General features: G+C 70.6%; 1 protein-coding gene. It reads left to right on the forward strand.

Translation table 11 applies throughout. From position 1 onward, the window contains the following. Window positions 1-580 precede the first annotated feature (580 nt). Window positions 581-14,803, forward strand: coding sequence for a type I polyketide synthase (locus tag NN2_RS38120; protein WP_082856693.1), 14,223 nt, complete (start codon window positions 581-583; stop codon window positions 14,801-14,803). Window positions 14,804-14,815: the final 12 nt, after the last annotated feature.

The following is a 14,815-nucleotide window of genomic DNA, read 5'->3' on the forward strand; positions in this document are numbered from 1 at the left end:
GGCGGCGGAGGCGGCTATTCAGCGGTCGCGGAGCTGCCGACACTGCCCGATCCGGGTGCCGAAGCGGTGTCGATGCGGCGAACCCGCAGGCAGTGGGCGGTTCTCGGTGGTGCGACGGGTCATCGGACAGCGGCGCTCATCACACTATTCCCACTGCTGGCAAGCCCGAGAGCGGCCAAATACTGTTCAGTAACTATGAGTCCTGTGCTGTTGTACGAACCCCGAAAGGGATCCTTGTGATAGATCACGGCGCCGTAGCGTAGATGCGTCGTACGCACCCCGCTCGGGCACTACCTCTTCTCCGCGCGCCCCGATACTCCGGCAAACCCTGCAGCGCACCGGCTTTCGGTCGCTCGCGGGTCGGTTGCCGCGCCGAACTCGTCATATCGGAGCGGCCGGCAACCTCTGCTCCGGGTCGACTCCGGCCGCGCGTGGATGACGCTCATATATCGTTCGGGACTCTTCGCTGGGCCGTGAACGCGTCGAAATACGTTGTATAGAAGCAGAATTCGTACCCTCTCCCGAGTAATGGCGAGGGTGTTGGCGAGTTCGCGCGTTCATCGAGGAAGGAATTTCAGAGGTGACCGGATCGGCAAATGCCGTCGCTATCGTCGGTATGTCCTGCAGAATGCCGGGGGCGGCCGATCTCGACAGTTACCGGCAAATGCTCCGAGACGGGCGCGCCGCCGTGATCGGGGCCCCGGCCGGACCGGAGGACATCACCGAGCGCGCCGATTTCCTCGGAATCGCAGCGGAATTCGACGCGGACTTCTTCGGGATCGCGCCCGACGAGGCGCGGGCGATCGACTCGCGGCATCTGCCGGCGCTGGAACTCGGCTGGGAGGCGCTCGAGAACGCGGGGGTGGTCGCCAACGCGCTCGAGGGACTGCCCTGCGGTGTCTTCGTATCCGGCACCGAGGATCACGGCATCGCTGAGCGTCTATCTGCCCACTTCGGCTTCGCGGGCCCGAGCGTCACGGTCGGCGACGCGCACGCATCGTCGCTGATGGCGGTCCGGCTGGCATATGCGAGCGTGTGCGGCGGCGACAGCGAGCTCGCGCTGGCCGGCGGGTCGTGGGAGCGCGGCGAGGGCGGCGGGATGGTGGTATTGAAACCGCTCACCCGGGCACTCGCGGACGGCGATCGGATCCATGCCGTGCTCCGGGAAGGTGCGGCGGGTGATGGAAGTCGAGCGTCGAGCGCGCCGGGTATCGCGAGCCTCATCGAGGCCGCACTATGTCTGAGCGGCGCGGAGTCGGGGGCCGAACCGGACTCCACGGCGTCGGATCGACGAAACCGATTCGCGGACAATATGTTCCGCGACGACGCCGACGGCAAGGAATGGACCGTCGCGGAATTCCGGGTCGCGGGCGTGTCGTTCGACCCGGGCCGCCCGGATCTCCGTCCGATCGTGGCGCCGCCGGCCGCGGTGCCGTGGGTGGTCTCGGCCCGAAGCGAGAGCGGCGTGCGGGCCCAGGCGGCCCGGTTGCGGGAATGGCTGCTGCGTCACCCGGAGCTGGACGCGGTCGACGTGGCCTACTCGCTGCGCACCACGCGAGCCCAGATGCCTTGGCGCGGAGGCGTTGTCGGGCAGGACCGCGCGGAACTGCTGACCGGCCTGGCGGCGTTGGCCGACCCGGCCGCACCCGCCCCGGCGATCGAACCGATCACCGGCCGGGCGCAGCGGCGGCGCATCGCCTTCGTCTTCCCGGGCAACGGCAGCCAGTGGGAGGGAATGGCGCGGGGTCTGCTCGATTCGGACCGCGCCTTCGCGGAGTCGATCGCCGAATGTGAAGCGGCCCTCGCCCCGTACGTCGACTGGTCGCTGACGGCGGTGCTGCGTGGCGACGCGGACGCGCCCGCGCCGGCGACCGCGGATGTGGTGCAGCCCGTTCTCTTCGCGGTGATGGTCTCGCTGGCCCGGATGTGGCGAGCGGCCGGTGTCGAGCCGGACGTCGTGGTCGGCCATTCTCACGGCGAGGTGGCCGCCGCCCACATTGCCGGTGGACTGTCGCTGGACGATGCGGCGCGGGTGGTGGCGCTGCGGTCCCGGGCGATCGCCGACGAGTTGGTCGCACAGGGCGGAATGGCCTCGATCGCGCTGGACGCCGAGGCGGTGCGAGAACGTCTGACGAAGTACGGGGACCGGCTGGTGCTGGCCGCGGTGAACGGACCGGCGCAGAGCGTGGTTTCCGGTGACGTGTCTGCGCTCGAGGAGTTCCTGGCCGACTGTGCTCGCGAGCAGGTGCGGGCCCGCCGGGTAGCGATCGACTATGCGTCGCATTCGCAGGCGGTCGAGCGGATCCGGGAACGGCTGCTCACCGAACTCGCGCCGATCCGCCCGCGGTCCGGCTCGGTGCCGTATTTCTCTCCCGTCGTCGCCGACCGGCTGGATACGGCGGAACTGGACGCCGAGTACTGGTATCGGTCGGAACGGGAACCTATCCGATTCGCCGATGCCGTCGCGGCGCTGATCGACGCGGGCATCACCGGATTCATCGAGGTCAGTCCGCATCCGGTACTCACCATGGGTATCGCCCGGACCGCCGAGGCGGTCGGCGCCGACGGCCCTGCTGTCGTCGGATCGCTGCAGCGCGGCGCGGGGGGCCCAGCCCGATTCCTGACCTCGCTGGTTCAGGCCTACTGCGACGGTGTGCCGGTGGATCCGGCCGCGCTGGTGCCGGGCGGAGCGCGGGTCGAACTGCCGCCGTACGCGTTCCAGCGGCGCAGCGTCCGGAGCGGTGCATCGGCCGACACGGCAGGTACCGATACGGCGGCTCCGATCTCCGCGGGCGGCGCGGCGGGCGACAGCCCGCTGGCTCGCCTTCTGCTGGCTGCACCCGAATATCAGCGCCGCACAATCGCTCTCGATATCGTTCGCGAACACGCTGCCGCGGTATTGGGCCACGACTCTGCCCGGACCATCCACCCTGACCTGCCGTTCACCGATCTCGGTTTCGACTCCGTCAGCGGGCTCGCACTGCAGAACCGGCTGAAGCGGGTCACCGGTGTAGCGCTGCCGGCGTCGCTCGTCTTCGACCATCCGACCGCAGAGGCGGTGGCCGCTCTGCTGCACTCCCGGGGCACCGGCACGGACCGAGGGGCGCACCGGGTGACCCGCCGGACGACCACGGACGAACCGATCGCCGTCGTCGGTATCGGCGCCCGATTCCCCGGTGGGGTGCGGTCGGCCGAGGACCTCTGGGACCTGACCGCCGAGGGCCGCGATGTGATCGGCGATTTCCCGACCGACCGAGGCTGGGACCTGGAGCGGTTGTTCGATCCCGATCCGGCGAAACCCGGCACGGTGTACACCCGCCGCGGCGGATTCCTCGGTGATGCGGGCGATTTCGACCCGGACTTCTTCGGCATCAGTCCCCGCGAAGCGTCGGCGATGGACCCGCAGCAGCGACTGTTTCTCGAAACATCGTGGGAGGCGCTGGAGGACGCGGGGATCGACCCGACGTCGTTGCGCGGCAGCGACACCGCGGTCTTCGTCGGTGCCTGCTCCTCGGGCTACTCGCGACGGGTGACCGGTGAGCTGGAGGGATACCGGCTGACCGGCACGTCGCACAGCGTCGTCTCGGGGCGGGTCGCGTACGTGCTCGGGCTGGAAGGTCCGGCCGTGACGGTCGATACGGCCTGCTCGTCTTCACTGGTGGCCCTGCATCTGGCCTGCCGGGCGTTGCGCCAGGGCGAGACGTCGCTGGTGCTGGCCGGCGGTGTGACCGTCGCGGCGAGTCCGTATCTGTACGTGGACTTCGCCCGCCAGCGTGGCCTGTCTCCCGACGGCCGGTGCAAGGCGTTCTCGGCCGATGCGGACGGCGTGGTGTGGTCCGAGGGTTCGGGCGTGCTCGTCCTCGAGCGGCTGTCCGACGCGCGGCGGCTCGGCCACCACGTGCTGGCCGTGGTCCGCGGTAGCGCGGTGAACCAGGACGGCGCGAGCAACGGATTGACCGCCCCGAACGGGCCGTCGCAGGAGCGGGTGATCGCGCAGGCTCTTGCCGATGCCGGGATTCCGGCCGCCGCGGTGGACGCGGTGGAGGCACACGGGACCGGCACCGCACTGGGCGACCCGATCGAAGCGCAGGCGCTGATCGCCGTGTACGGCCAGGGGCGTGATACCGGGGAGCCGATGCGCATCGGTTCGGTGAAATCGAATATCGGCCACACCGTGGCGGCCGCCGGGGTCGCCGGTGTGATCAAGATGGTGCAGGCCCTGCGCCACGAGCGGCTGCCCCGCACGTTGCACGCCGAAACGCCCTCGCCCCATGTGGATTGGACCGCGGGTGCGGTGCGGCTGCTGACCGAGGCCGAACCGTGGGTCGCCGGCGACCGGGTGCGCCGAGCCGGGGTCTCGTCGTTCGGGATCAGCGGCACCAATGCGCATCTGATTCTCGAGGAAGCACCGGACGCCGCGCCCGTGGCAGCCGAGGACGACCACGCGGCCCCGCTGCCGGTCGTCCCGCTGCTGGTGTCGGGCAAGGGCGAGGCCGGACTGCGGGCACAGGCTGCTCGGTTGTGGGCCTGGCTCTCGGAGCGGCCGGAGCTGGATATCGCCGATGCGGCCTACGCGCTCGCGACGTCGCGGGCGCAGCTGGATTCACGAAGTGTGATCCTGGGGCGCGACCGGGACGAGGTGCTCGAGAGGTTGGCGACTTTCGCCGAATCGGGAACCGGCACCGGGGTGATCGACGGCGTCGTCGGCTCGGGCCGCACGGCCTTCCTGTTCACCGGGCAGGGCGCCCAGCGGGCCGGGATGGGTTCGGGTCTGTACCAGGCGTTTCCGGTATTCGCGGTGGCGTTGGACGAGGTGAGTGCGCACTTCGATCCGTTGCTCGGCCGTTCCCTGCGCGAGCTGATGTTCACCGATACCGAGGGTGTGCTGGGTCGGACAGAGTTCACCCAGCCCGCGCTGTTCGCCTTCGAGGTGGCGCTGTATCGGCTGCTGGAATCGTTCGGCGTCACTGCGGATGTGCTGATCGGCCATTCGATCGGAGAGGTCGCGGCCGCCTATCTCGCGGGCCTGTGGTCGACGGCGGACGCCTGCCGGCTGGTGGCGGCCCGCGGTCGCCTGATGGGTGCGCTCCCGCCGGGTGGCGCGATGCTGGCCGTCGGGGCCGCCGAATCGGACGTGAACGAGGTCGTCGAGCGGTATTCCGGGCGCGTGTCCGTCGCCGCGGTGAACGCGCCCGAGGCCCTCGTGGTGTCGGGGGCGGAGGCGGCGGTCGCCGAGATCGAGGAGCTGTTCGTCCGGCGCGGGTGCAAGACGTCGCGGCTGCGGGCCGGGCACGCGTTCCACTCGGAGCTCATGGAGCCGATGCTGGACGAATTCGCTTCTGTGGCAGCGGAATTGACCTATCATCGGCCGCGCCTGCCGGTGGTGTCGAATCTGTCCGGCCTGCTCGCGGGCGACGAGCTGCTGGAGCCGTCCTACTGGGTGCGGCACGTGCGGGACGCGGTGCGCTTCGCACCGGGGATCGAGACGTTGCACGCTTCGGGAGTGCGTCGATTCCTGGAGGTCGGCCCCGACGCCGTGCTCACCGCGCTGACCCGGCAGACCCTCGGGGAAAGCGCGGATTCGGTGGTGATGGCGGCCGCGCGCCGGGATCGCGACGAGACCGTGCAGTTGTCGACGATGGTGGCGCAGGCCCACACGTCCGGTGTCCGGGTCGATTGGACGGCGCTGTTCCGGCGTCGTCCCCAGCTGCGAATTCCTCTGCCCACGTATGCATTTCAACGTCGGCGCTATTGGTTGCCCGATGTCGCGGACAGCGCCGATGTGCGGCTGACGGGGCTGGATCGCACCGACCATCCGCTCGTGGGTGCGGCGGTGTGGCTGCCGGAAGCGGACGGCGTGGTGCTGGCGGGCCGGCTGTCGCTGTCGAGTCATCCGTGGTTGGCCGATCACGCGATCGGCGGTTCGGTAGTGGTACCGGGGACGGCATTCGTGGAGCTGGCGCTGCACGCCGGGGCGGTGGTCGGCAGTCCCCGGCCGGCCGAGCTGATCGTGACCGCCCCGCTGATCGTGCCCGCGACGGGCGCCGTCGAATTGCGGGTGATGGTCGGCGGTCCCGATGCCGGCGGTTCCCGGCAGCTGTCGGTGCATTCGCGGCCCCAGCACGACGGCGAAGCGGAGGCGGCACCGTGGGTGCGCCATGCCACGGGAACGCTTGTGGCAGAAGCTCCCTCGGCGCCCGCGCAGCAGCCGGACAGGTGGCCGCCGGCCACGGCGCAGCCCGTGTCGATCGACGACGCCTATGCGGAGCTGGCCGGGCGCGGCTACGACTACGGTCCCGCTTTCCGTGGGCTGACCGCACTGTGGCGGCACGATGGCGAGGTCTTCGCCGAATTGACGTTGCCGGAGCAGGCCCAGTCCCCGGACGGCCGCACGACGGGGTACACCTCGGCGGGCCGATTCGGTGTGCACCCGGCGTTGCTGGATGCGGTGCTGCACGCGCTGCTCGCCGGCGGCCTGGTGGACGCGCCGGCGCCGGATACGATTCTGGTCCCGTATTCCTGGGAGAACATCGACATCCGTGCCGTGGGGGCCACCTCGCTGCGAGCCCGGTTGGCGGCGGCCGATCTCGAGGGCCGTGATCGGCGAATCACGGTGTCGCTCACGGATTCCCACGGCGTTCCTGTTGTCGAAATCGGTGCGGTGACCATGCGCCCGATTCCCGTGGGAGCACTCGGCGACGCGGCGGCGGATCGGTCCGGCCTGTATCGAATCGATTGGGAAGCGGCGCGGTCGGATTCGGCGGATCCGTCCGCACCGGGCCTCGCTGCGCTGCCGGGCGCGAATATCGCCGGTATCGGCGAGACGTATGCCTCGCTCGCCGAACTCGTTGTGGCCGAGGATCTTCCGGGCGCCGTCGTCTGGCGGGTGCCCGTCCGTGCCGTCGGCGATCCCGTGGCGGGAGATCCGGGCCCGGTCCGGACCGGAGTGCACGCCACCCTGGCGATGCTGCGGGCGTGGCTCGCGGCGGAACGTCTGTCCGATGCGCGGTTGGTGGTCGCCACCACGGGCGGCGCCGGGCCGGTCGGCGCGGGCGCGCACCCGGCCGCCGCGGCGGTGTGGGGATCGGTGCGCAGCGCGCAGTCGGAGCATCCGGATCGGTTCGTGCTGATCGACGAGGATCCCGCCGAGCCGCTGTCGGCCGACCGCATCGGCGCGGTACTGCGTTCGGGCGAGCCCCAGGTCGCGGTGCGCGGTGGGCAGATTCTGGTGCCGCGGCTGACACGAGTGCCCACGTCGGCGGCTGCCCCGCCGGCGCCGGCGGCGGACGCGACGGTGCTGATCACCGGCGGCACCGGTGGTCTCGGCGCCGTGTTCGCCCGCCACCTCGTCGCCGCACACGGTGTGCGACGGCTGGTGCTGACCTCGCGGCGCGGTCACGAAGCGCCGGGTGCGGCCGAATTGGTGCGCGAGTTGACGCAGGCCGGCGCCGATGCCCGGGTGGTCGCCTGTGATGTCGCCGACCGCGACGCGGTGCGAGACCTGCTGGGCACCATCGCATCCGACGACCGGTTGGCCGTCATTCACACGGCCGGGGTCTTGGACGACGGCACCGTGGAGTCGCTGACCGACGAGCAGGTGGATCGAGTGCTGGCGCCGAAGGTGGACGGTGCGTGGCATCTGCACGAGCTGACCCGGGACCGCGATGTCTCGGCGTTCGTGCTGTTCTCATCGATCGCAGGGTCGCTCGGCTCGGCTGGGCAGAGCAACTACGCGGCGGCGAACGGCTACCTGGATGCGCTGGCGCAGCAGCGGCGGGAAGCGGGCCTGCCGGCGACAGCGCTGGCCTGGGGGCCGTGGCAACAGGACAGCGGCATGACCGGTGATCTCGACCGCGCGGCCATGGCGCGCTGGGAGCGACTGGGTTTCGGTCAGCTCGGCGAGGCCGAGGGCGTGCGGCTGTTCGACCAGGCCCTCGTCCACCCCGAGGCGCAGCCGGCGCCGATCCGGTTCGATGCGACGGCAGTGCGCCGCCAGACCGATGTCGCCGCGGTTCCCGCGGTCCTGCGCGGCTTCGCGCGGCGCGCATCCGCGCCGGTGGCCCGCACGGCCGGTGCGCTCGGCGCCCGCTTGGCCGCGGCGCCCGATGCCCGGCGCGGTGAGGTGATACTCGACCTCGTGCGCGAGCACGCGTCCGCGGTGCTGGGCTACACCTCGCCCGGCGAGGTCGATGTCGAAAAGCCGTTCAGCGCCATGGGTTTGGACTCGCTGGGCGGTGTGGAGTTCCGTAACCGGCTCGGCAAGGCGACGGGCGTGCGGCTGCCCTCGACCCTGGTATTCGACCACCCCACCCCCGCGGCCGTGGCGACATTCGTGCGGTCGCTCGTGGAACAGAAGGACGGATCCGCCGCCTCCGCGGAGCGCGGCGCGACACCGATCCGCGCGGACGAACCGATCGCCATCGTCGGGATGGCGTGCCGGTATCCGGGTGGCGTCGGATCGCCGGACCAGCTGTGGGATCTGCTGGTGTCGGAAACCGACGCGATCGGCGAGTTTCCGGCGGATCGCGGGTGGGATCTGGAGCGGCTGTTCGATCCCGATCCGGAGCATTCCGGAACGTCCTATATCCGGGAGGGTGGATTCCTCACCGGCGCAGGCGATTTCGACGCCGGATTCTTCGGGATCGGGCCCCGGGAGGCGTCGGCGATGGATCCCCAGCAGCGGCTACTGCTCGAGGTGGCGTGGGAAGCGCTGGAGGACGCGGGAATCGACCCGGCGTCCTTGCGGGGCAGCGATACCGGTGTCTACACGGGCGTGATGTACCAGGACTACGCGGAGGTGACGCGCAGGGCCGGGGCCGAGGTCGAGGGCTATGCCGTCACCGGTGTCATGGGGAGCGTGGCCTCGGGGCGGGTGTCGTACGCGCTGGGTTTGGAGGGACCGGCGCTGACCGTCGACACCGCCTGCTCGTCGTCATTGGTGGCGTTGCACACCGCGTGCCGCGCACTGCGCCAAGGAGAGAGCTCACTGGCGCTGGTGGGTGGCGCGACGGTGATGGCGACACCGATGGTGTTCGTGGAGTTCTCGCGGCAGCGCGGGTTGGCCCGGGATGCCCGGTGCAAGTCGTTCTCGGCGGCCGCGGACGGGATCACCTGGTCGGAGGGGGCGGCGATGCTGGTGGTCGAGCGGCTGTCCGATGCGCGGCGGCTGGGTCACGACGTTCTTGCCGTCGTGCGCGGGTCGGCGGTGAATCAGGACGGCGCGAGCAACGGTCTGACCGCGCCGAACGGTCCGTCACAGGAGCGAGTGATCATGGCGGCGCTGGCCGATGCCGGCCTGACACCGCCGGATGTGGACGCGGTGGAAGCGCACGGGACCGGGACGCCACTGGGCGATCCGATCGAGGCGAACGCACTGCTCGCCACCTACGGACAGCGCCGGTCGGAGCCGCTGCTGCTCGGGTCGTTGAAGTCGAATATCGGCCATGCGCAGGCCGCTGCCGGGGTGGGCGGCGTGATCAAGATGGTGCAGGCGCTGCGGCATCGGATGTTGCCCCGCACTTTGCATGTCGACGAGCCCAGCCCGCACGTGGATTGGTCGGCCGGTGCGGTCGAGTTGCTGACCCGGGCTCGGCCCTGGCAGGACAGCGGGCGTGTCCGGCGTGCCGGGGTGTCGTCGTTCGGGATCAGCGGCACCAACGCGCATGTGATTCTCGAGGAAGCGCCAGTGCCGACCGGCGCATCGGACTCCCCGGCCGGACCGGACGACACGCGACCGGTCGACGCCGGCCGCACCTTCACCTGGGTGGTGTCCGCGCAGAGCCGGGAAGCACTGCGGGAGCAGGCTGTTCGCCTCGCGCAGTGGTTGGGGACGCATCCGGATGCGAGACCGGGCGATATCGCGCATTCACTGTTGCGGCACCGCTCCCAGCTGGAGTGGCGCGCTGCGGTGGTGGGACGGGAACCGGCGGACCTGGCGGCCGGTGTGGCGCGACTGGCCGAATCGGCTGCCGCCGACGGCGTCGTGTCCGGGCGTGCCGTCTCGCGGCGGGTGGCCTTCGTATTTCCGGGGCAGGGCAGCCAGTGGGTGGGTATGGCCGCCGAATTGCTCGCCGCGGGTGGGGTATTCGCGGAGGCTATCGCCGAATGTGAGGCCGCGCTGGCACCGTTCGTCGATTGGTCGTTGACCGCGGTGCTGCGCGGGGAACCGGGCGCGGCCGCACTGGAACGGGTGGATGTGGTCCAACCGGTGCTGTTCGCGGTGATGGTGTCGCTGGCGCGGCTGTGGCGGGCAAACGGTGTGGAACCCGTTGCGGTGCTGGGTCATTCGCAGGGCGAGATCGCCGCCGCCGTGGTCGCAGGCGGGTTGTCGACGGCCGACGGCGCCAGGGTGGTCGCCCTGCGTTCCCGGATCGTCGCCGAGGAGCTCGCGGGCCACGGCGGTATGGCCTCGGTGCGCGCGACCACCGAGGTGGTGAGGCAGCGTGCGGCCGGGTTCGGCGACCGGATTTCGGTGGCGGCGGAGAACGGTCCGGGCGAAGCCGTGGTGTCCGGTGAGGCATCCGCATTGGACGAGTTCGTCGCCGCCTGTGCGGCCGACGGCGTGTGGGTGCGGCGGATTCCGGTCGATTACGCATCGCATTCCGCGGCGGTGGAAGCGATCCGGGATCGAGTGACAGCGGAGCTGGCCGCCGTCGAGCCGGGACCGGGTTCCCTGCCGTTCTTCTCGACGGTGACCGCGGACTATGTGGATACCGAACTGCTGGATGCCGGCTACTGGTATCGGGGGCTGCGCGCACCGGTGCGATTCGCGGAATCGGTGGCGGCATTGGCGCGTAGCGGAGTGAACGCATTCATCGAGGTCAGTCCGCATCCGGTCTTGACGGTCGGGATGGCCTCGACGGTGGAATCGCTCGGGATGGCCGATCGGGTGGCGGTATTCGGGACGTTGCTGCGTGATCGGGGCGGTCCGGAGCAGGTCGCCGTGGCTTTGGCGCAGGCGCATTGCGCGGGCGTGGCGGTGGCGCCCGGAGCGCTGGCGGCCCCGGCCGATCGGGTTTCGTTGCCGACCTACGCGTTCGAGCACCGGCGGTACTGGCTGCGGCCCGGCGCCGCGCCCGACCTACGGCAGTCGGGTCTGGCCGAAGCCGGACATCCACTGCTGGGCGCGATGCTGCGACTGCCGGATTCACCGGATGTGGTCTTCACCGCCAGGCTTTCGACGGCCGATCAGCCGTGGCTGGCCGACCACGCCGTCGCGGGCGTCGCCCTGCTTCCGGGGGCCGCGCTCGTGGAGCTGGCGTTGCACGTCGGAACACTGCTGGGAACTCCGCGGGTGGCGGAGCTGGTGCTCGAGGCGCCGCTGCCGGTGCCTACCACCGGGGCAGTCGAATTGCGGGTCATGGCAGGTGGTCCGGACGAGACCGGGGCACGGCCGGTGTCGGTGTACTCCCGTGCGCACGACGCCGACGAATCCGAGGAATGGACCCGGCACGCGGCAGGATCGATCACCACGCAGACGGAGGCACCGCCGGTCGGCTCGGCGGCGGACGCCTGGCCGCCCACGGGTGCGACGGCGTTGCCGGTCGAGGAAGCGTATGCGGTTCTGACCGAGCGCGGATACGAGTACGGCCCGGTCTTCCAGGGACTCACCGCGTTGTGGCGGCGCGACGACGAGGTGTTCGCCGAAGTCGCGCTGCCGGAATCGGCGCGGCCGCACGGCGGCGAGTTCGGGATACATCCCGCCCTGCTGGATGCCGCGCTGCACGCGATCCTGTTGAGCGGCTTGCTCTCCGACGCCGACACCGGCACCGACGCGGTGATCGTCCCCTTCTCCTGGGAGAACGTCGAGCTGTACGCGACCGGGGCGGCGTCGTTGCGGGTACGAGCGGCACGCGCCGGCACCGATCGGATCGCGGTGAGCGTGACCGATGCCGCGGGTGCGCTGGTGGCCGAGGTGGCGGCGCTGACACTGCGGCAACTCTCGACCGACACACTCCTGGGCGCTGCCCGCCGTCGCAGTGACGGTGTCGGTTACCGGGTGGAATGGGTAGCGGTGTCACCGGACGAACCGGGTGACGTCGAATTCCGGAGTCCCGGGCAGGACGAGGAAGTCGTGACGGTGGCGGGCCGGCGGGTGGCGGTCGTGCGGTTCGACCCCGCTCACCCGGCGAGCGGTGGCGCCGCCGGCGATCTCCCTGCGGCCGTGCGGGATTCGGTTACCGAGCTGACGGTGCGAATGCAGCGGCTGCTGGTGCGCGACGAACCGATCGTGGTCGTGACCCACCACGCGGTGGCCACGCATCCGGGCGAATCGGTGGATCTGTCGGCGGCCGCGGCGTGGGGTCTGTTGCGCACGGCGCAGAGTGAGCACGCGGATCGAATCCTGGTCGTCGATGTCGACGACCGCGACGATTACCGGCGTGCGGTGGCCGTGGCCGTGGCGATCGGTGACGAGCCCCAGCTGGCCCTCCGGCGCGGGGCGGTGTACGCCCCCCGGCTGGGCCGAGGTCCGGGCGATCTCGTCGGCCAGAGCGAGCTGATCCGCTCGCGGGCATGGCGGTTGGCCCATTCCGGTAAGGGCACGTTGACCGGTGACAACCTCGTCCTGGTGGAGACGCCGGAGGAGTTGCGGGAACTGGCGCCCGGTCAGGTGCGGATCGCGCTGCGCGCGGCGGGCGTCAACTTCCGCGATGTGCTCATCACCCTGGGCATGGTGTCGGATGCGACTGCCGGATCTCAGTCGATCAGCGCGACCATCTGTGTCGAGGGCGCCGGCGTGGTGCTGGAGGTTGCGCCGGACGTCACCGAATTCGCCCCGGGCGACCGGGTTTTCGGGTTCACGTCGGGGGCGGGCGCGGTGACGGTCACCGATCGGCGACTGCTCGCCCGGATGCCGCGCGGCTGGTCCTTCGCCCATGCCGCCGCGGTTCCGGTGGTGTACGCCACCGCCTATTACGGCCTCGTCGATCTGGCCGGCGCGCAACCGGGCCGGACGCTGCTGCTGCACGCGGCCACCGGTGGCGTCGGCTTGGCGGCGATCCAGTTGGCTCGACATCTGGGGTTGCGGGTGTTGCCGACGACGAGCCGGCCGAAATGGGAGGTGTTGCGCCGGCTCGGATTCGACGATTCCGAGATCGGTGATTCGCGCACCGTGGAGTTCGAGCAGAAGTTCTTCGACGCCACCGCCGGCCGCGGCGTGGACATCGTCTTGAATTCGCTGACGCTCGAATTCGTGGACGCGTCGTTGCGGTTGATGCCGCGCGGCGGCAAATTCATCGAGATGGGTCACCTCGACGAGCGTGACCCCGAGCAGGTGGCCGCCGATCACCCCGGCGTGGACTACCACCACTTCATGCTCCTGGACGTGCCGCCGGAACGGTTGGGGCAGATCCTCACCACCGTCGTCGAGCTCTTCGACGCCGGTGCCCTGGCACCCTCGGAGATCACCGCGTGGGATCTACGCCAGGCGCCGGAAGCGTTCCGCCAGATGAGTCAGGCTCGGCATATCGGCAAGAACGTGCTCACCGTGCCGGCCCCGCTGCGGCCGGAGGGCACCGTGCTGATCACCGGTGGTACGGGCGGTTTGGGCGCCGTGGTCGCACGACAGCTGATCACCGAATACGGGGTGCGCCGACTGGTGCTCGCCGGCCGGCGCGGCCCGGCGACGCCCGGTGCGGCCGAGTTGCGGGACGAACTCGCCGGGCTGGGCGCGCAGGTCGAGGTGGTGGCGTGTGACGCCGCCGATCGTGCCGCCCTGGACCGCGTGCTGGCGGCCGTACCGGCGGACCACCCGTTGACAGGTGTGGTCCACGCGGCCGGTGTGTTGTCGGACGGCCTCCTGGCCACGATGACACCGGAGCGGATCGCGGAGGTCCTGCGCCCGAAGGTCGACGCGGCATGGAATCTGCACGAGGCGACGAAGGACCTGGATCTGTCGATGTTCGTCCTGTATTCGTCGATCGCGGGTGTGATCGGCAACCCGGGCCAGTCGAACTACGCCGCCGCCAACGTCTTTCTCGACGCGCTGGCGCAGCATCGGCACGTCCACGGGCTGCCCGCGACGTCGCTGGCGTGGGGACTGTGGGCGGAGAGCACCGGGATGACCGGTGGCCTCGGGGCCGCCGATATCGCCCGGTTGCGCCGAGACGGATTCCCGCCGTTGGACATCGACGACGGTATGGCGCTGTTCGACGCGGCCCTCGCGAGTGGCCGTGCGGACGTGGCCGCGGTCCGGATCGACCGTTCGGCGCTCGCCGCGGACGGTCGCTCGATCATGCGTGGGTTGGTGCGGCCGACTCGTCGTCGCGTGACCGCTGCGGCCGCGAGCGAATCGTCGACGTTGGCGGCGCTGGTGGCGGGTCGTACGCCGGCCGAGCAGGAACGTGTGGTCCTCGACGTGATCCGGAGCCAGGCCGCGGCGGTACTGGGCCACGAGGATGTGGGGGCGATCGCACCGGATATGCCGTTCAAGGACATCGGTTTCGATTCGCTCAGCGTCATGGAGTTCCGCAACCAGTTGGTCCGAACGACCGGTCTGCAGTTGCCCGCGACGCTGGTCTTCGACTATCCGACCGCGGAGGAGCTGGCCGGCTTCGTTTACCGGCAGATCGCTCCGGCGCAGGATCCCGCGGAACGGATCGCGGCCGAGATCGACGCGCTGACGCGCAGCTGCGCCGCCGCCGAGCTGTCGCCGGAGGACCGGTCGGAGGTGGCGCGCAGACTGACCGCACTCCTGCGGCAGCTCGAGGACGGCGCCGACGACAGCGGCCCCGATCGCGCCGTCGACCGCCTCGACACCGCGGACGACCGCGAGCTTTTCGACTTCATCGACAACCTCAGCTGAGCCGACGTTCTT

Origin of the sequence: Nocardia nova NBRC 15556 (assembly GCF_001613005.1) — a bacterium.
Classification (GTDB): Bacteria; Actinomycetota; Actinomycetes; order Mycobacteriales; family Mycobacteriaceae; genus Nocardia; species Nocardia nova.